The organism is Psychrobacillus sp. FSL K6-2365 (assembly GCF_038003165.1).
Taxonomy (GTDB): domain Bacteria; phylum Bacillota; class Bacilli; order Bacillales_A; family Planococcaceae; genus Psychrobacillus; species Psychrobacillus psychrodurans.
In genome coordinates this window covers 2,895,749-2,915,619 of sequence record NZ_JBBOOO010000001.1, presented here as the reverse complement: position 1 = coordinate 2,915,619, position 19,871 = coordinate 2,895,749, and the positions used below count along the sequence as shown (strand labels likewise).

The following is a 19,871-nucleotide window of genomic DNA, read 5'->3' as shown; positions in this document are numbered from 1 at the left end:
GTAGTACGCTGATTGGATATTATACAGTACTAGGGAATTTCACAGCGCTTACATACTTCAATTATTGCATGTATAAGTATGTAAGCACAAAATGTATTCTTACAAAGTAGACCAATCATCTGATTTTACATAGTATTCAAATAATAAAAGAAAGTTTATTGAAAGTATAGTAAAATTTGTTTATAAGGTTCAATCGAAATCACGAATTCTTTTACTAAGATAGGAGACTAATTATGAGAGCCATTATATTTGATTTTGATGGGACATTGGCTAATACTTTGCCCATTTGTTTTTGTGCTTTTAAAAATGTGTTTACAGAATATGATAATAAGGATCTTAGCTCTGAAGAAATAAAGGATATGTTTGGTCCATCCGAAACAGGTATTATTAGAAACAATTTATCGAATCCTAAAAAGGAAATGGCAATCGAATATTATTATGAAAAGTATTCTGAACATCATAAAAGTTTAGTAGAGGTTGATCCTGAAATTTTAGAGTTGTTAAGGTACTTGAAAGAGATGGATATAAAAATAGGGATTTTTACTGGCAAGGCAAAAAGAAGCTTAGATATCTCTTTAAAAGCATTAGAAATGGATGGTATGTTTGACGTTATAATAACAGGTGATGATGTTACAAATCCGAAGCCTGATTCAGAGGGATTACTAAAGGCTTTATCTCTATTAGAAGTTAATAATTCGGATGCAATATATATTGGAGATAGTGATGCAGATGTGATTGCGGGAGTACAAGCTAATGTATTTACAATTGGTGTGCAATGGTTACCAGAGTACCAAACAGCTACATTTAAGGAAACACCAAATTTACTTATAAAAAGTGTAAAGGAATTTAAAAGTTTCTTCAAGGTAGTGACCAATGAGTAAAAAGTGGTTAGAGTGGGCAAAAAGAATACAAGCATTATCCCAGTCTGGATTAGCCTTTTCTAAAGATGTTTACGATTTAGAACGGTATGAAGAATTACGTAATATTAGTATAGAGATAATGGCAGAACATACGGCACTAGAAATGGATAAAATTAGAGATATATTTGCTAATGAAACTGGTTATCAAACTCCAAAAGTCGATGTTCGTGGCGTGGTTTTTAAAAGTAATGAGATTTTAATGGTCAAAGAAAATATAGATGATAAATGGGCTTTGCCAGGTGGCTTTTGTGACATAGGACTGTCCCCCTCTGAGAATGTTGTAAAGGAAATAAAAGAGGAATCTGGCTTTGATGTTGTACCTATCAGGTTAATTGCTCTATTGGATAAAAATAAACATCCACATCCACCAGAAGCTTATCACTATTATAAGATATTTATATTGTGTGAAATTATTGGAGGAAAACCTACTATAGGTATTGAAACGAATAATATTAAGTTTTTTTCCGAAGATAATTTACCGCAGCTTTCTACAAATAGGAATACGGAGTCTCAAATAAAAAAACTCTTTGAATTTTTGAGGAACCCTGAAAAAGAAACGATATTCGATTAAAGTAAGGAGCGAGTATATATGAAAGTGAGGTTGATTTAATGAAAAGATATTTAGGCTTGATTTCGTTGTTGTTGATCATTTCTTTTATCTTTTTAGGTTTTATTGTCCCTCAAGTATTGCATCCCTTACCTGAGTCATTGGATATTTGGCTGTTGTTACTATTATTATTTGGGTCATTTTTCGCTGCACTTTTTAGTGTGAAAGGGCGTTTAAAAACAATCACATTACTTATTTCTTCACTTGGTATGTTAGGTTTATTGGTCTTAACTATTTTCGCAATTGGTATGATATTGTTTGGTAATTTTGGTACATAGACAACAGAGTAAAAGGGGGAAATATGGATATAATATTTCATGAAATAGCTAATTGGATTACAACAAAGGACAAAAGAGTCACGATTGGAATCTCTGGTCATGGTGCATCTGGAAAGTCAACGTTTTCTAATAATCTTATAAAGATTTTGGGGCAGGACTGTGTGAATTATATCAATACAGATCCTTATATTATCAGTTCTAATCTTAGAAAGTACGCTTTTATCGATTATGAATATAAGAGCCAACATTATCATGATAAAATTACAGCTTGTCATCCTGCCGCTCATAATATATTGGCTTTGGAGAGAGATATTCATATGATGAGGGATGGTTTAGACGTTTATACAATAGGTACGAGTTACTCAAAGAGCACATTACTTTCTTCGCAAAACAAGATTAATATTGTAGAAGGCATGAGCGTCGCATTTACTAATCCTGATCTGTATGATTTAAAAGTGTACTTATATACGGATGGGGAAACCGAATTAATGAGAAGGAGTATACGTGATGTTTCTGAAAGAGGAACAGATATAAATTATTTAAGAAAATCTCATGAGATGCGGAGAATTCAATATGAATTATTCATGCATCCTTATCATAATAACTTTGATATAGTTTTAAAAAATTCCAATGAAGAGTATATCCTTGAAAAAGATTGTTTCAATTTATTTGAGAAGTAAGCTGTATTGGCGTGTTGGAAGTGGGGTACCAGTCAGGGAAAGCATATTTAATACGAGGAGAGAAATCATTGCAAAATACATTTCATCATTTAGCTAGGGGAATCTGTATAAAAGATAATAAAGTTCTACTTGCACAAGCGACTGGATATACAAATACATTCTTACCTGGTGGACACATTGAATTCGGTGAAAGTGCAAAGGATGCTTTAAGTAGAGAGATAGAGGAAGAATTAGGTATAACATCTAGAATAGGTAGACTGCTTGGATTAGTAGAACATAAATGGGAGAAAAAAGGTATATTAAATTGTGAAATAAATCAAGTATTTGAGGTCGAAAGCGATGAAATTGTAGCAAATATCAACCCGAAGTCAATTGAATCTCATCTTAATTTCTTTTGGTGTAATGCCGATGAGTTGAGTATTAAAAACTTACAACCTTATCCGCTTAGTAATCTAATAAAAAAATATATGAACGGAAATAAGGAAATCTGGTGGGAAAGTACATTAAACGCAGAAATTGATGAATCAAATAGGAGCTAATATTTCCTTTTTCGTTAAATGTAATAAAAATCAATAAAAGGGTCCAACTCATGAATTAGGGGCTGTTTTGTGTGATTAATTTATAAATGGTATTTTATTGAATTTATTTTCTAATTACTTGATGCATTAAAAAATGAATGTCTACGTGATATCACGTAGACATTCATTTTTTTAAAAGGTCGATTTTGTTGATTGGAGCGGAAGGCGGCGACTCTAGCGGGAATAGCATGCGTTGAAAGCCCCGTAGGAAAGACATTGGTCGAACTTTATTTGACCAATGTCTTTGCGACGAGTAACCGCAGGAGCATATGTTTTCGCAGTGACGAGGAGATTGAAGCCATGCCCGCGGAAAGCGTCCGCCTGGAGCAGAAATCAACGTTTTTAAGATTTCACTAATGAATATGCTTTTATGAAAATAATTCTATTACTCTTTATATTAATTCATCCAAACACAATCTCCAATTGATCTCCGCCGAATATTTCTTCATCGAATCGTGAAGGCTGTCCGTTTTTTAATATTTGGAATGAACCAGCTTGTGTAGGCATATTCCATTCTGTAAAACGAAAAACATCTTGAAAAATCCAAGGTGTACTATTTACTTCTTGCCATTTAATGTTTGATTCATTAGGAATAATATCATTGGAAGTCAATTGTACGTTGTCCTTATGGACAATTGCACATTCTTTCGAAAGTTCCACCGGATTGTTTTGGAACACAACATTTATTTGATCAACTAATTTCCTATCAAGCTGATTTGTAAGTTGTTCTAACGTTGGAGAACCAGAGGTTTCCAGTTGTATAATATCATTCTCTTGAACAGGATAGGATAGTTTTGCCGGACTCCCATTTAGGAATAATCTTGCTGAAAGTGTCGGGATAAAATGGTTTTTATTATTTATCGTAACTGTATAAGGTTGAAGCTGAGTCAAGAAATTTTCTTTATGAATAGCATACATAACTTGTTCTATTGTTTGCGGAGTCTCTACGGTAATTTTGTCATTCTCTTGCAACACAGTGTCTAAAGATACCTTTTGACCATTTAGTTTAACTGTCGGTTCTACTATATACATAACCCCTTGGAATGTAATAGATTTAATAGTCGCATCGTCCAATAGATCTCGCACTGTGGCAAATCCTTCTTTACCATCAATTCCCTCTAACAATTCAACTTTATCATTATTTTGAATTAATGATTTTGTATTAGCTTCAATACCATTTAGTTGGATAACAGCTGGTTTTCCATGCTCTCCTGGAATATGAATGATTTGACCATTCACTTCAACGGTTAAAGCTGCTCCAGGTTTTCCGTAGAGTTTACGAGCAGAAATATTAGCTGCTAGAAATGCATCGGCAATAGTCATTTCTTTTAGTTCAAATAAACGAACAATTTGATTGTTTACTTGCACGGACATGTATTGAATAGGTGCCCGTTTTGCAGCAATAGCAATACCGATAGGGGTTACCAACTCAGGAGTAATTGGGATATGCTCAGCCTTTGTTAAGTTTTGAATCGCATCTATACCACGGACCGCTACCCGATTGGCAGGTAAATTTAGCTTCTCAGCTAAAATACTTGGAAGGTTTGGTGTCAAGCTTCCTCCACCGACTAGCATAACTGCCTTCGTAGGTTTGCTATTATTCAGCCGAAGAATTTCACTAGAGATAGAACTAGCTAAAATATCTACTGCAGGCTTAAGCGCCTCAATAACTTCTACTTTCGGGATATCCTGCTGGAAGCCTAAGATATCTTGAATTTGGATAGTATCCTCCGTATTAATCCTTCTTTTTGCTTCTTCGGCTAATGGGAAGTCTAATAAGTAATGATCACTCAAAGCTTCAGTAATTTCATCACCAGCTGTTGCTACCATTCCGTAGGCGACTACAGTTCCTAAATCTGTGATAGCAATATCGGAAGTTCCAGCTCCAATATCCACTAATGCTACGTTTAATCTTCGCATTGAAGGGGGAATCAACACATTAATCGCAGCAATTGGTTCAAGTGTTAATGCTTCCATCTCTAAGTTAGCACGTTTTAATGCCGAAAGAAGAGATTCTACTACAACACGTGGTAGAAAAGTAGCAATAACTTCTATAGAAGCTTCGTTTCCTTGTTGATCAACTAAACTACCTATTTCTTCCCCATCTAATCTATAATAGACAACACTGTATCCAACACAATAATAATGATTAGTATGCTTGTCTGTATCATTTTGAATTAAATTGCTTTGTGCTTTTTGCACTGCTGATAGCTCAAGCCGATTCATATCATCTTCTGAAAAAATAGGTCTATTTTTAATATCCATTATTACTTCTGCCTGCTCTGTTTTCAGTGCTCTTCCAGCAGCAGCCACACTAACTTTTTCAAGTTTTCCATGCTTTTGTTCTAGCTTTTCTTTAACGGATTGAATTATCTCAGCCACTTTTAGTACATTATGTATTTGACCGTCGACCATAGCGCGTTCTTTATGTTCTTCTACTAAAATATCAACTACATGAAAAGAATCCCCATGTTCTTCTAAAATGATGCCTACTACAGATCTTGTACCAATATCTAATGCAAATAATTTAGATGTCAATTTACCACGTCCTTTTTTAGACAAACACTTTAGCGAGTTGAATCGCTAAAATAAAATGCGTGACATTTTCTCATGCATTGATTATAATATGTCTTATATCTAAAAATGTATCATAATTTTCTGTCGTTATAAAGTACCGATGGAAAGAAGAGAGGAGAATTATCTATGAGTCATGTAGATTTAGACGCTTTACGCGCACGTGTTGATGAGATTAACGTAGAAATTTTACAGTTAATCAACGAAAGAACTGGTGTTATTCAAGAGATTGGTAAAGTAAAAGAAAAACAAGGTGTTAATAGATATGATCCTCTTCGCGAAAGACATATGTTAGACCACTTGAAAGAAAATAACGCTGGACCACTTCCACAATCAACGGTTGAGCATATTTTTAAAGAAATTTTCAAAACTGCTTTGGAATTACAAGTGGATGACCAAAAGAAAGCCCTTCTTGTTTCTCGTAAAAGAAAACCAGAAGACACAATAGTTAATATTAATGGGGAACAAATTGGTACAGGAACACCTTCATTTGTATTTGGTCCTTGTTCAGTTGAATCCTATACTCAAGTAGCAGAGGTAGCAGCAGCTATCCAGTCTAAAGGGTTAAAACTAATTCGAGGTGGAGCATATAAGCCACGTACCTCTCCTTATGATTTCCAAGGACTAGGATTAGAAGGTCTAAAAATATTGAAGAAAATTTCAAAAGAATTTGGTTTGTCTACAGTTTCTGAGATTGTAACGCCAAGTCACTTAGATGAAGCACTAGATTATATTGATGTAGTACAAATAGGTGCTCGGAACATGCAAAACTTTGAATTACTAAAAGCAGTTGGATCTATCAATAAACCAGTCCTTTTAAAACGAGGAATGGCTGCTACATTAGATGAATTCATCCATGCAGCAGAGTACATTATGTCGCAGGGGAACGACCAAATTATCCTATGTGAACGTGGTATTCGTACGTATGAACGAGCAACTCGAAACACATTAGATATTTCAGCTGTCCCAATTCTAAAACAAGAAACACATTTACCGGTATTTGTAGATGTAACGCATTCAACTGGACGCCGTGATATTCTACTGCCCGCTGCAAAAGCTGCAATTGCAATTGGAGCAGATGGAGTGATGGCAGAAGTACATCCAGATCCAGCTGTAGCGCTATCGGATGCTGCACAACAAATGAACTTGCAGCAATTTGATGAATTTTATGATTCTGTACAAAAATTCTTGAAAAATCACGAGATTCATGCCTAGTTAGTGAAAAAATTCACAAAACCGACTCTTATTTTAGGGTCGGTTTTACTATTTGATTGAAAGTTAGAAGGGTTATCAAGTATTATTGATATATATGTATTTTTAGTATGTAAAAAAGTGAAGGAGGGATATATGTTGACTATTACAATTTACGATGTTGCCAGAGAGGCAAACGTATCAATGGCAACTGTTTCACGTGTTGTGAATGGAAATCAGAATGTGAAGCCGGCTACACGTCAAAAAGTATTGGCGGTAATTGAACGATTGGATTATCGACCGAATGCTGTTGCACGGGGGTTAGCAAGTAAAAAAACAAAAACGGTCGGCGTTATCATTCCAGATATTTCGAATGTATTTTATGCAGAGCTTGTTCGTGGTATAGAAGATATTGCAACAATGTATCGTTACAACATCATATTAACCAATTCAGATCAACAAGAAGATAAAGAAGTCCAATTATTATCAACACTACTTAGTAAGCAAGTAGATGGGGTAGTTATGATGAGTGATGAAATATCCCCTGAAATGTTACATGAAATGAAAAGAGCAAGCGTTCCTATTGTATTAGCTGGAACAGTGGAAACATCTAATTCGTTTCCTTCTGTAAATATTGAATATCATGACGCAGCAGTGGATGCAGTTAATCGTTTGATTAAAAATGGTCATACTCGAATTGCATTTGTATCTGGATCCATTGATAGCACGATAACTAGGCTATACAACTTATCAGGTTATGAAAAAGCGTTAAATGATGCTGGTATCGAAGTTGACGCAGATCTAATTGTTGGAGTCAATAATACATACGACGATGGACTTGTTGCTTGGGAGCAGTTACGTGAGTTAAAGGATCCTCCGACAGCCTTTTTTGCTGGTAATGATGAAATTGCTATTGGCTTGATACATGGAGCTCAAGATAATGGTTTACGTGTACCAGAAGATATCGAAGTTATAAGCTTTGAAAACTCAAAATTAACAAGAATGGTTAGACCTCAACTAACGAGTGTCGTACTACCTTTATATGATATTGGAGCAGTTTCTATGAGATTGTTGACTAAACATATGAATAAAGAGAACATTGAAGAAGACACAGTAATTCTTCCATATTGGATTGAAGAAAGAAAATCAGTTAAGTAATCAAACGTATGAAGCTATATATAATATAGGGTCGTGACAATAGTCACGACCCTATATTTTTTGAAAAAATAAAAAAATGTCCTGTGAATACTGAGTTCACATAACTTAAGAGAACGAATAGACCTATGATTTTCGTTTCATGAGTAAAATCGAAGAAGGGCGACTGACAGGAAACTGTCATAGAATTACCGAAAAAAATTGAGTATTGGTTATGACAATTGTCACAAACAATACTCACAAAAAATTCATTCGGTAATCCTCTAGCAGAATGTCTCTCGAAAGTCTTTGGAAAGCGATAGAAACAGGTAGACCTTATAACATATGTGCTTTTTTATTTGGCTTAATGGTGTTTTGTAAATGATTGCTGATTCCGCAACTGGTAAAGTGCTTTATCAAGCATCTGTTTATTCTTTTCTGTAATTTCTACTTTACGGGGAATAGGTTCGTAAAGTGGCTCCGGGTCTAACCAAGTAGGGATGAGTGGGATAGGTGACTCTATAGACCATTTATCTAACCAGTTCTTTGGTAACTCACCTACTGGAAGTTGAATGTCATTCATCACCATCCATACATAGGACCATGCACGCGGTACTACTCTCCATATATCATAACCCCCACCACCAACTGCAATCCACTTACCATCGCAAAATTCATGGGCAAGCTCATGAGCTAGTTTCGGAATCTCTTGATAGATTTTCATCGTACCATATAGATGGGTAAGTGGATCAAAATAATGGGCATCAGCACCATTTTGGCTTAGAATAACATCAGGTTTAAAGGCTTCCACAATTTCTCGAAAGCTTGTCCGATAAATTTCTAAGAAGGAATCATCTTCCGTAAAAGCATCTATTGGAAAATTAAAGGAGGTACCATAACCTTCTCCAGATCCTCTTTCGGTTATATTCCCAGTACCTGGGAATAAATATCTTCCTGTTTCATGAATAGAAATGGTACACACATTAGGATCATCGTAAAAACTCCATTGAACTCCATCGCCGTGGTGGGCATCTGTATCTATGTAAAGTACACGTGCATTATACTTTTCTTGCATATACTTAATAGCAACAGAGCTATCATTATATACACAAAAACCAGATGCACGTCCTCTGAAACCGTGATGAAGACCGCCACCTAAATTCACTGCATGAGAAGATTTCCCTTCCATCACATAGTCAACTGCGGTCAAAGTGCCTCCGACTAGAGTTGCACTTGCTTCATGCATATCTGGAAAGATAGGGGTATCCTCCGTGCCAATACCATAACTTTCATATTTAGTGCTATCTGCGTTTTCCTTGCTCGCTTCTTTTACTATCTTAATATAGTTTGCATCATGTACGAGAAGTAGTTCCTCGTCTGTAGCCATCCTAGGAGGGACTATTTCAGATAAAGATAAAGCATTAATTTCTTTTAGTAGATCAACAGTTAATGTTAATCTTTTTTGATTGAATGGATGAGTATCCGAAAACTTGTAGCCTAGCTGGTCCTCGGAAAAGACAAATACAGCATTTTTCATAGCCCTAGTCCCGGATGATTTGGCCATAGAACCTCGTATCCCTCGTCTCGAATAGCTTCAATAAGTACAAGAGGGTTTATAGTCTTTACACGGAGCACTAAGATTTTATAATCACTTTTATCTTTATCAGGATAAACTAACACACTTAACACATTAACTTTTTGATCGTGAAAAACTTTTGAAACGCCGAATAGAACTCCAGGCTTGTTAGGAACACGAATTTCAATTTGAGATCCTGGCTGATGAACACCTGTTAGTTCGATAAATTTGTAGAGCAAATCGGATTCGGTGATCATTCCTACAAGTTTTCCATGTGATACTATTGGTAAACAACCAATTCGATTATCATAAAATATACTGGCTGTTTCCTCTACAAAATCTAGAGGATGACCCGTTATCGGATTTTTGGTCATAATTTCTTCTAATTTTCTATTATATATTTCTGGATCTGATACATTTTGTAGTGTAGAAGGAGTTGCTTCTTTTAAATCTCGATCTGTCACGACTCCAAGTACTTGTCGTTTGTCATTAATAATTGGTAAATGACGTATTTTTTTCTCTTTGAGTAATTGTAATGCATCATTTATCGTGTGTCCTGGTGTTAAACTGGGGACGGATGTATTCATAATTTGTTCAACTAGCATGTTAAATTAACTCCTTTTGTTAGAAAGTTAGTCATTGATTAATACATAAAGCGATTCATAAAACGTAATTGGTCAAATTGCTGGATGGATTCAGTGTCTACTCTGCTACCAATCTTGGCCATTAAACAATTGGCAGGGTGGGAGCTAATCTCAGGATCGTCTGTTGCAAAATACTCAAGTCCACCTGCTTGCATCATCTTTTCCATGACTTTTCTGTATTCCCAAACGTTTAAACCGGTGCCTTTTAAATCCCAGTGCCAGTAATACTCTGTCGTAATCGTAATATAATCTTCCATTGCATTATCCATCATCGATACACGGAGGAGTGTTTTTCCAACTCCAGTGCCCCTGAATTTTGGTATTACCTCTATTGCGCCTAACTCTATCAAATTTTCCATATTCCCTTGCGACCATCTCTCTAAAGGGTCTGGGTGCAAGTATGTACAATACCCTACAATTGTCTCTTGATCTCGCACAATAATTATTCTGCCTTCAGGCAACTTAGCAATTTCAATAATTGCTTTATGCTGCTGTGAGGGTGCACGAAAAGCAACTAAATCCTCGTGGAATTGTAACCTGGCAATTTCCTCGGAAGGAATAGGACCTTCAATAACGACAGTGCCATGTATTGTTTCTTTTTGCACTGCATTATACGTCTTAGAATGAATCACGGATGCACCACCTTATAACATAATTGTAATTGTATTTATTATACATGATTTTAATTAGAGAAAGCGATTAGCTCTATTATTTTAGTTAAACATTCTAAAGAGTAAAAATATTAGCAAAAATGCGAAAAAGTATTGTAGAATGAAATAGTATAGTTATAGAAAGGGTGAATAGGATGAAGATTGAAACATTACAAGTTGTTCAAGGGGATTTCCAGTTAAGTAATTATGATGAAACTGCAAAAAACTTTAAATGGGAAGATGCAGAAAAAGAATTCTCGTGGTATAAAACTGGAAAAGTGAATATGGCGTATGAAGCAATTGATCGTCATGCAGAAACTGATAAGAAGGATAAAGTAGCACTTCATTATCAAGATGCAGAGCGTAAAGAATCTTATACATTCGGTGAAATGAAAAAATGGACGGATAAAGCTGCTAACGTATATGTAAACCATTCGAATTTGTCAAAAGGGGATCGTCTCTTTATTTTCATGCCAAGATCGCCTGAGCTATATTTTGCTCTGCTTGGTGCTACAAAATTAGGCTTAATAGTGGGTCCCCTTTTTGAAGCGTTCATGGAAGGTGCTGTTTACGATCGTTTATTGGATAGTGAAGCAAAAGCAATTGTCACAACACCAGAATTATTAAATAGAATTCCGTTGGATAAATTACCTAATCTAGAGACAGTCTTTATAGTAGGAGAAAATGTAGAGGAATCCGATAAGTTTATCGATTTCAAAACAGCATTACATAATGCCTCAGAATCCTTTGAAATTAGGTGGGTTGATAAAGAGGATGGTCTAATCTTACATTATACATCTGGTTCTACAGGTAAACCGAAAGGTATTTTACATGCTCACTATGCAATGGTGCAGCATTACCAATCGATGAAATGGGTTATGGATATTAGAGAAGACGATATCTATTGGTGTACAGCAGATCCAGGCTGGGTGACTGGAACATCTTATGGAATATTTGGTCCTTGGCTAACAGGGACTACATCACTTATTCTAGGGGGTAGATTCTCACCAGATGCTTGGTATAATGCCATAGAGGAATACGGAGTTACTGTTTGGTACAGTGCCCCAACGGCATTCCGTATGCTGATGGGCGCAGGAGATGCCATTGTCCAACAACATAATCTATCGTCACTTCGTCATGTGTTATCGGTTGGGGAACCCTTAAACCCAGAGGTGATCAAATGGGGAATGCAAGTGTTTAATAAACGTATCCATGATACATGGTGGATGACCGAAACTGGTGCACAGATGATTTGTAACTATGGCTGCTTACCTATTAAACCAGGGTCCATGGGTAAACCATTACCTGGAATTGAAGCAGCTATAATAGATAATCAAGGTGCTGTGGTACCGCCTTATACAATGGGAAATCTAGCACTTAAAAAGGGTTGGCCATCTATGATGCGCCAGGTGTGGAACAACAAAGAGAAATTCGAGTCTTATTTTATAAATGATGAATGGTACTTCTCAGGAGATTCAGCATACATGGATGAGGAAGGTTATTTTTGGTTCCAAGGTCGAGTGGATGACGTAATTATGACTTCAGGCGAACGTGTTGGACCATTTGAAGTGGAAAGCAAATTACTGGAACATCCAGCTATTCTAGAAGCAGGAGTTATAGGAAAACCAGATCCTGTTCGAGGTGAAATCATTAAAGCATTTGTTGCATTAAACGAAGGATATGAACCATCTGACGAACTTATAACAGATATTCAGCAATTTGTAAAAAAAGGCCTTGCAGCACATGCAGCACCTAGAGAAATCGAATTCAAAGATAAACTTCCAAAAACAAGAAGTGGTAAAATCATGCGCCGCGTATTAAAAGCTTGGGAGTTAAAGCTGCCAACAGGCGATTTATCTACCATGGAAGATTAATGGTCTAGGTGAATTAAAGAATTACGAAATATAAAAGTACAAAAGCATTGCGTTTAGCAATGCTTTTTGTACTTGATATAGGTAAGGAGGATAAGTTGGTGTATGGATTAGACAGAATGTTTTGGTTTGATTTATTTATCTTGCTAGTTATTGTCATATTACTTTTAACTTTATTTAATATTGTTATGAGAAAATGGCTAAAGGTAGAGAAAAAAGATTTTTTTCATATAACCATATGAATGCAAAACATAAAAAAATTGATTCTACGATAAGAATTGTATTTTTAGTTAGCATGATTCTTGGGTTATTTATTAATGTTAAGAGAGATCCGTTGGAAGGGTTTTGGTTTTTGGAAACCTGGTTCTTAATGATTATTTTTATAGTTGTGTCTGAAACATTTAGGGCCTGATGGAATGGATGCTTGCAGTAAACAAAAAAAATTATATATTTACCATCAGTCAGTTAGTATTTGGTGTTATTTTGTTACTAACAGTTGTTAAGACTAATTTTCTTGGATTGATGTAAAAAAGATAGGAGAGAAATCCAAGTAACATAAAAAACCATCTATCAGACTTATGATAGACGGTCATTAAAGAACTACAATTATAAAAATTATTGTATTTCGGATGGAAAATCGTCACGAATTGACTCCATGTATTATTTAATCCTGGTTAAACCACAGCTCATCTTTGTTATCAATCTCACCATTGTAATTAATGAGAATTTCATCTCCTGCTTTAATATTTGTGTAAGCATAGAAGTCAAATGTGTGATTTTCAAAATTAATCTCATACATTGCATTCGGTTCATAGGAATGGTTAAACAACATTCCATAGCCAAGAAGGATAGCAGAATGATTTATTCCATATTCAAAAGCGTAATCTCCAAGTATAGTTTGCTCAATGTATTGATGCTGGTCGTTTGGATATGCAATGACAGGTGCTTCATGGAAAAGCTCTCCTTTTTTTATATCACATGTAGCAAATACCCCTCTATTGAATTCTCCATCACTTAATGGAGATGTTTTTACCTCAATCATGTTTATTCGCCTACTCACTTTTAAAATATTCTTTCTAACTGTAACATTAATTTGAACATTATGCTCCTTTTATTTTGGTGTAACATCATTGCGTAATAATAGTTGGCCATTTAATGGAACAAGAAAGACCTGGCAAAAAGACGCCAGTTCCTCATAGAACAGAAAACTAGATATGCCGTTGGTTTACACTACGAGCGGATGCTTTCCGTGGGCATGGCTTCAGCCGCTTCACTCAGTCCAGGGTCTTCAGCTCGTGCTGTTCCCATTGAAGTTGCCGCCCTACGATCCTATCAACAATGGTCATTTTAAAAAACAGATAATTGAAAACAGTATCTGCTTATTAAACAAGGATTACATTATAAAAACGTCAGGATGAAGTTAATGCAATTATTTAGGAAATCTTATCATCTAAGCTATTTGCTTTGCCCAATCACCTAGTGGTGTAATACTCATTAAATTGATTGTAGTGGAATGTGGCGACTCCAGCGGGATATCCAAGAAAGTCGTGACCCCCAAGAGCGTAGCGAACGAGGAGGCTCGGTTTCGCTGGCGGAAAGCGTCCACATGAAACGGCAATCAGTAGGATTATTCATCTTTTATTGTTCCATCAACCCAGTATTCCTGGAAATTTTTTATACTTTCTTATTCCTCAAAAAGAGCCCAATTCTAAATCGAATTAGGGCTCTTCTATGTTTCATTTATACTATTATTACACGCCCTCATCAGGAGAAGTCGGTTCTTCCTCTACGGGAGGGGTAACAGGTTCTTCTTCAATAGGTGGTGTAACTGGATCTACAACAGGAGGTGTAACTGGATCCTCCTCATTCTCTTCAGGTGTTGTAGGAGGTATTACTTGTTCAGGTGGTTCTGCAGCTTCTATGGAAACTATATTAGATGCTCCAGATTCTAATCCAGTAATATCGACAGCAACAGCAATAAATTGACCAGCTCGATTAACAGAAAAACTATTTTCTGCTGCCTCTTTGGTAGAAGAAAGTAGTACTCTTTGTCCATTTACGACTTCATACACTCGATATCCCACAACATCCCCAGAAGTAGACTTAGACCATGTCATAGTACCACTAGTCATTGTAGCAGTGACAGCAGCTGGTGGGCTTCCGTCAGCATTAAATACTTCCTCCGAAACAACATTCCCTCCAAAGGCCGATTTTGTAGGGAATAACTTAGAAGCGTTGCCTCCAAATTTACCAAGCATACGCTTGATAAAGTCTTCGTTTACTCCGTAGCCACCACTTACAACAAATTCGCTTGGTGTGTTATCAAGCGCACGATATCTGTTTCCGTTAATCTCAACGTAAGATGAAGAGATTAAACTATCATCTTTTGCAGTTGGTAATAAGACAGCCGCGTTAAATAAATCAGACTTTACTAAACCTGCTTGAGAACATGCATCTGAGACCGCTAATCCCGAAATTCCACAGAATGATCTAGTAACGACTCCCTCAGGTGCCGTAAAGTTAGCAGAGGCATCTACTAATTCAGGATTCACATCATACATGGCATTCATCATATTAGACCAGAACATATTGATACGCACACTAGGGTGATTGTAGCGATTATTCATATAATATAATGTTTGTGTATCATCTCCATAACCTAACCAAACTCCTAAAGAAATATTTGGGTTATAGCCTACTAGCCATGAATCATTATGATTTTGTGTTGTACCCGTTTTTGCTCCGAAATCAGATTGAAATTTCAATCTAGAGTTTGCTAATTTTGCAGTCCCCTCGGACAATACATCTCTTAACATATCGGTAATAATATATGAAGTAGCGCTACTAAACACGGGTACAGCTTCCACTTCATGCTGATAAATTACATTGCCGTCTACATCTTCTATTTTTTCAATCATATATGCATCGATAAATTGACCATTGTTTCCAAACGTACCAAAGGCATTTGTATTTTCCTCGAGTGTTGCACCATTTGTCATTCCACCAATAGAAAGGGCGTGATTGGCATACTCTGTTTCTTCAATACTCTCAAAGCCCATTTTTGTTAAAAATTCAGTAGGTTTACGATCCATTATTAAATCGTATAAACGAATAGTTGATAAGTTTTGGGATGTTGTCAGAGCATCCCTAGCAGAAATAATACCTAGCTCCTGTGTAGTTGTATAGTTAGATGGTGATTTTGCCCAAGTGGTACTACTTAAATTGTCCAACTTCACGTCTACTAAAGGACTACCTGCACCTATTATCCCATATTCTATTGCTGGAGCATATACTAATAAGGGTTTAATCGTAGAACCAATTGGTCTGATACCTTGTGTAGAGTAGTTTACTTTATCAAGTTTATGATCTCTTCCTCCTAAGAAAGAAAGAATCTTCCCTGTTCCATTTTCTATTAACATCCCGCCAACTTGAACAGGGAAGTCTTTTACAATGGTCTCACCGGAATCTGGATCTTTCACTTCTTTTTGGAAAGTATGTCCATAAAACTCGAATTCATCTCTCACTTTTAACATAGCCTCATACATGTCTTTATTAATAGTGGTGTGAATGCGATAACCATCTGTGCTAATAGAACGTTGTGCTAAAATATCGTATTTTTCATATAGTTTTTTCTCTTTATCTAATCTAGCAGGATCAATTGAGTCTGCCTCAGCAAATTTATCTCTTAATATATCTTTAACCCTATTTTCAATTTCGTAAGTCAACCAAGGGTATTTATCCTCTGCAACAATTTCTGGCTGTCTAAAATCTTTTGTAATATCATAGCTTACCGCATTATTGTATTCTTCATCTGTAATATAACCAGTTTCATTCATACGGAATAACACAGTTTTCATCCGTTCAATACCAAGTTGTAGGGCTTCTCCTTCTTTAAGTTCACCGCCTTGTCGAAATGGTGTATATGCAAATGGAGCTTGTGGAATACCCGCTATGTATGCCGCTTGGGGTAAAGTAAGATCTTTTGCTTTTAAATTGAATATTCCATTTGCCGCTGTTTCTATCCCTGCAATGTTTCTCCCATTAGAGTTCCGTCCATAAGGGATAATATTTAAATATGATTCTAGTATTTCATCTTTGTTCATAAAGTGTTCTAAACGCATAGCTAATAGGATCTCTTTAGCTTTACGTTCGTAAGAAACTTCGTTTGTTAAAATTTGATTTTTGATCAATTGTTGGGTTAGTGTTGATCCACCAGTTTGTGTATCTGAGTTAGATACATCTTGAAGTAATCCGCGGAATATTGCTTTTGGTACAATGCCATTATGTACTTCAAAATACTCATCCTCAGTAGCAAGTACTGCATCAATTACATGAGGAGATACCTCTGATAACTTTGTTTCTGTTCGTTCCAAATCAGTACGTAATTTACCTAAATATACATCCCCGTCAAAATAGACTTCTGAAGTCTCATCATAATTGAATACAGCACTTCGCATTTCTTCCTTATCACGAAGAGGTTCTTCTTTTACTAATGAGGCAAAATATCCAGCGCCGACAGATACGCCGAATACTCCCATTGTCAGGATTCCGACCATGAGAAGTAAACATAGATTCCATAAAACACCGGAAGATATTCTTAATCCCTTAGCCCATTTCGTGGACTCCCATACATCAAATTTATCTTTATAATTCTGTATTTTTTCTAGCCATTTCTTCATTCAGTTCTCGCCCCCTAAATCTTGAATTATTATACCATACGCACATATTGTTAGACATAGTTATTGACATCCAATGTAAATTAGGTAAAATAGGTATATATTTTAACGAAGAAAAGTCCGAAGTAGTATTTATGCATACTGTGAAGAGAGCTAGCGGTTGGTGAGAGCTAGTCAGTGTATAACAACGAATTACAGGCTTGGAGTTAAACGTACTCACAACGATACGGTGATTGAGGCGGAGGGAGTAATTCCTTCAAGCTGGGTGGTACCGCGCTATCGATTAAGCGTCCCTGCATGATTATATATCATGTAGGGACTTTTTTATTTTAAGGAGGAGATTAAATGGTGAACTTATTAGATGATTTAGCTTGGAGAGGTCTTTTATATCAGCAAACAGATGCGGAAGGTATGGAACAGCTTCTAAATAAGGAAAAAATCTCATTGTACTGTGGGGTGGATCCGACTGCTGACAGTATGCATATTGGCCATATCGTACCATTGTTAACATTAAGACGGTTCCAAATGCATGGACATAAACCAATTCTTTTAGTTGGTGGAGCAACAGGGATGATTGGAGATCCTTCAGGTCGTTCAGAAGAGCGTCAATTACAAACGACAGAGCAGATTGATTTGAATGTCCAGGGGATAAAAAAACAAATGGAGCAAATTTTTGATTTTCAATCCGAAAACGGCGCACAAATGGTAAATAACCGTGATTGGATTGGCTCCATGAATGTAATTGAATTTCTAAGAGACTTTGGAAAATTAATTAACATCAACTATATGCTTGGAAAAGATTCTATTGCTTCTCGCTTAGATACAGGACTGTCTTTTACGGAATTTGCATATACGCTTATTCAAGGGATTGATTTTAATCATTTATATGACCATTTTGGATGTCGAGTTCAAGTGGGTGGATCCGACCAATGGGGAAATATTACTACTGGTTTAGAGGTCATTCGTAAAACACATGATGATAATACGAAGGCCTATGGTATTACTATTCCTTTAGTAACAAAAGCTGATGGAACAAAGTTTGGTAAATCTGCATCAGGTTCGATCTGGTTGGATGCCAAAAAGACATCTCCATACGAATTTTATCAGTTCTGGATTAATACAGCAGACTCAGATGTTATTAAATATTTGAAAATCTTTACTTTCTTAGAGCGTGTAGAAATTGAGTCCTTAGAAGTAACGGTAGAAAATGAGCCGCACTTAAGAAAAGCACAAATTACGCTAGCTGAAGAAATGACTCGCTTAATCCATGGACAAGATGCATTGGACCAAGCCATTCGAATTTCCCAGGCATTATTTAGCGGTGATTTGAAGGCTTTGACTGCAAAGGAAATGAAAGATGCTTTTAAAGATGTACCTTCAGTTGAGATGTCTAAAGAGGAAAAAACTATTGTAGACTTCATAGTTGAGGCTGCAGTCTCCCCATCTAAACGTCAGGCACGAGAAGATGTAACCAATGGTGCTATTTCTATTAATGGAGAAAAAATCACAGATGTTGCATACGTAGTAGATGGAGCAGATCGATTAGAAGATGAGTTTATGATTATGCGCAGAGGTAAGAAAAACTATAAAATGATTAAGTTTGTATAAGATAAAAGCTACTTCCCAATACTCTAAAGGGGAGTAGCTTTTTAAAATGATTAAAAGCCGCCACGCTCATCTATGTGATGATTATTCTGGCCATCTTTTACTTGAAGTTGTTTCTTTTCATGCTCATTTAATTTTTGATATTCCAGATAATTTTCGCCTGTAACATTATCTTTTTTCTTCTTATTGGGTGAACTAAACGATTTAACTTTTTTCATACAAAGACCCTCCTATTTCTTAAAAGTTCCTCGTTAGTATTGACCAGTTTTGTTTAAATAGTCACAAATTTAATAAGAAGATGAAAAAAGAAATCATTACTAGTTAAAAAAGAACTTAAAATAGTATAAAATAATAATAAGGACAAATATGTTTGCTTATAAAACATAATTTTTTATTATTGGATTGAGGGGACGTTCGCAGTGAGTGCAAAGAGGTATATATTACATCATTTTGATGATTTTTTTGTTGTTCTATTTGAAAAGGACAATAAAGCAAATAAACTAGTCATCCTAAAAGATAAATTTACGGTAGATGCTAAAGAGGGAGATTTATTAGAGGTAGAAGTCAACCAAGATAAATCAGGTTACAATTTTAAGATGCTAGAAGAAGAAGCAGATAATACAAAACAAAGATTATTAGACTTAATAGAGAATATGAAAAAAAGTTAAGAATTAAAATAAATTCAGTTTTGGAAGCGCAAATATTTGGGGTAATAGGAAGTCGACCATAACAGCCTTAAGTTGTAAAGAGAGAATAACCTCTAAAACAATTTAAAGCTGTTTTTCTATTGTTATAAACAAACTAACGATATTGTGGAGAATGAGATCTTGGATTTGAAAATATTAGTTAAGGTAAAAGCATGTAATTGGAAAACTGGTAAATAATTT

The 19,871-nt window shown here is 35.8% G+C and carries 19 protein-coding genes and 1 other annotated feature; of the genes, 12 read left to right on the top strand and 7 right to left on the bottom strand.

What is annotated here, in order from left to right:
• Positions 1-230: 230 nt before the first annotated feature.
• The 5 genes from MKY29_RS14495 to MKY29_RS14475 all read left to right on the top strand — a co-directional run bounded on the left by MKY29_RS14495 (position 231) and on the right by MKY29_RS14475 (position 3,024).
• Positions 231-881, top strand: a complete 651-nt coding sequence (locus tag MKY29_RS14495) for an HAD family hydrolase (RefSeq protein ID WP_418939827.1) — start codon at positions 231-233, stop codon at positions 879-881.
• Entirely contained in the window at positions 874-1,491 is a 618-nt protein-coding gene (locus tag MKY29_RS14490) for an NUDIX hydrolase (protein ID WP_093496214.1), read from the top strand. Before MKY29_RS14495 ends, MKY29_RS14490 begins: the two co-directional genes overlap by 8 nt.
• 38 nt (positions 1,492-1,529) lie before the next feature.
• On the top strand, positions 1,530-1,805 hold the full coding sequence (locus tag MKY29_RS14485; RefSeq protein ID WP_093496215.1) for a histidine kinase: 276 nt from the start codon (positions 1,530-1,532) through the stop codon (positions 1,803-1,805).
• Between the two features lie 23 nt (positions 1,806-1,828).
• Positions 1,829-2,485 carry a uridine kinase family protein gene (locus MKY29_RS14480; RefSeq protein ID WP_093496216.1) on the top strand — a complete coding sequence of 219 codons (657 nt, stop codon included), beginning with the start codon at positions 1,829-1,831 and terminating at the stop codon, positions 2,483-2,485.
• 68 nt (positions 2,486-2,553) lie between these two features.
• Positions 2,554-3,024: an NUDIX domain-containing protein gene (locus MKY29_RS14475; RefSeq protein ID WP_269915823.1), complete on the top strand. Its 471-nt coding sequence runs from the start codon at positions 2,554-2,556 to the stop codon at positions 3,022-3,024.
• Between the two features lie 441 nt (positions 3,025-3,465).
• On the opposite strand, the gene MKY29_RS14470 is transcribed toward MKY29_RS14475, so the two are convergent.
• Positions 3,466-5,601 (bottom strand): cell division protein FtsA, encoded by a 2,136-nt coding sequence (locus MKY29_RS14470; protein ID WP_093496218.1) that lies wholly within the window; start codon positions 5,599-5,601, stop codon positions 3,466-3,468.
• A gap of 165 nt (positions 5,602-5,766) precedes the next feature.
• On the opposite strand from MKY29_RS14470, the gene MKY29_RS14465 reads away from it, so the two are divergent.
• Together MKY29_RS14465 and ccpA are read left to right on the top strand one after the other, a co-directional pair.
• Positions 5,767-6,852, top strand: coding sequence for a bifunctional 3-deoxy-7-phosphoheptulonate synthase/chorismate mutase (locus tag MKY29_RS14465; RefSeq protein WP_093496219.1), 1,086 nt, complete (start codon positions 5,767-5,769; stop codon positions 6,850-6,852).
• A 135-nt stretch (positions 6,853-6,987) separates the two neighbouring features.
• A complete protein-coding gene (ccpA, locus tag MKY29_RS14460) occupies positions 6,988-7,986 on the top strand; it encodes a catabolite control protein A (RefSeq protein ID WP_093496227.1) in 999 nt (332 codons plus the stop codon).
• A gap of 340 nt (positions 7,987-8,326) precedes the next feature.
• Here the strand turns inward: ccpA and MKY29_RS14455 are convergent, their stop codons facing one another.
• The 3 genes from MKY29_RS14455 to MKY29_RS14445 are packed head-to-tail and all read right to left on the bottom strand — an operon-like array spanning position 8,327 to position 10,814.
• Entirely contained in the window at positions 8,327-9,499 is a 1,173-nt protein-coding gene (locus MKY29_RS14455) for an acetoin utilization protein AcuC (RefSeq protein WP_093496220.1), read from the bottom strand.
• Entirely contained in the window at positions 9,496-10,143 is a 648-nt protein-coding gene (locus MKY29_RS14450) for an acetoin utilization AcuB family protein (RefSeq protein WP_093496221.1), read from the bottom strand. Before MKY29_RS14450 ends, MKY29_RS14455 begins: the two co-directional genes overlap by 4 nt.
• A 38-nt stretch (positions 10,144-10,181) precedes the next feature.
• Positions 10,182-10,814, bottom strand: coding sequence for a GNAT family N-acetyltransferase (locus MKY29_RS14445; RefSeq protein WP_093496222.1), 633 nt, complete (start codon positions 10,812-10,814; stop codon positions 10,182-10,184).
• A gap of 173 nt (positions 10,815-10,987) precedes the next feature.
• On the opposite strand from MKY29_RS14445, the gene acsA reads away from it, so the two are divergent.
• From acsA to MKY29_RS14430, 3 genes are all read left to right on the top strand, one after another.
• A complete protein-coding gene (acsA, locus tag MKY29_RS14440; protein WP_093496223.1) occupies positions 10,988-12,706 on the top strand; it encodes an acetate--CoA ligase in 1,719 nt (572 codons plus the stop codon).
• Positions 12,707-12,804: 98 nt separating this feature from the next.
• Positions 12,805-12,945 carry a hypothetical protein gene (locus MKY29_RS14435; RefSeq protein WP_336285892.1) on the top strand — a complete coding sequence of 47 codons (141 nt, stop codon included), beginning with the start codon at positions 12,805-12,807 and terminating at the stop codon, positions 12,943-12,945.
• Complete coding sequence (locus MKY29_RS14430; protein WP_340880149.1) at positions 12,900-13,115, top strand: DUF4181 domain-containing protein; 216 nt, start codon at positions 12,900-12,902, stop codon at positions 13,113-13,115. The genes MKY29_RS14435 and MKY29_RS14430 overlap by 46 nt, the downstream gene beginning before the upstream one ends.
• Positions 13,116-13,367: 252 nt before the next feature.
• Here the strand turns inward: MKY29_RS14430 and MKY29_RS14425 are convergent, their stop codons facing one another.
• Together MKY29_RS14425 and MKY29_RS14420 are read right to left on the bottom strand one after the other, a co-directional pair.
• Positions 13,368-13,745 carry an SET domain-containing protein gene (locus MKY29_RS14425; RefSeq protein ID WP_090564311.1) on the bottom strand — a complete coding sequence of 126 codons (378 nt, stop codon included), beginning with the start codon at positions 13,743-13,745 and terminating at the stop codon, positions 13,368-13,370.
• Positions 13,746-14,454: 709 nt separating this feature from the next.
• The gene (locus tag MKY29_RS14420; RefSeq protein ID WP_093496224.1) at positions 14,455-17,382 is read right to left on the bottom strand and encodes a transglycosylase domain-containing protein; all 2,928 of its coding nucleotides are present in this window, start codon (positions 17,380-17,382) and stop codon (positions 14,455-14,457) included.
• Between the two features lie 99 nt (positions 17,383-17,481).
• Positions 17,482-17,677 (top strand) — a binding site (T-box leader).
• A 47-nt stretch (positions 17,678-17,724) separates the two neighbouring features.
• Here MKY29_RS14420 and tyrS point away from each other — a divergent pair.
• On the top strand, positions 17,725-18,987 hold the full coding sequence (gene tyrS, locus MKY29_RS14415) for a tyrosine--tRNA ligase (RefSeq protein WP_093496225.1): 1,263 nt from the start codon (positions 17,725-17,727) through the stop codon (positions 18,985-18,987).
• Between the two features lie 50 nt (positions 18,988-19,037).
• On the opposite strand, the gene MKY29_RS14410 is transcribed toward tyrS, so the two are convergent.
• Entirely contained in the window at positions 19,038-19,202 is a 165-nt protein-coding gene (locus MKY29_RS14410) for a hypothetical protein (protein ID WP_241596939.1), read from the bottom strand.
• Between the two features lie 201 nt (positions 19,203-19,403).
• Between MKY29_RS14410 and MKY29_RS14405 the strand changes: the two genes are divergently transcribed.
• Positions 19,404-19,652: a hypothetical protein gene (locus MKY29_RS14405; RefSeq protein WP_241596937.1), complete on the top strand. Its 249-nt coding sequence runs from the start codon at positions 19,404-19,406 to the stop codon at positions 19,650-19,652.
• The last annotated feature ends 219 nt before the right edge of the window (positions 19,653-19,871 follow it).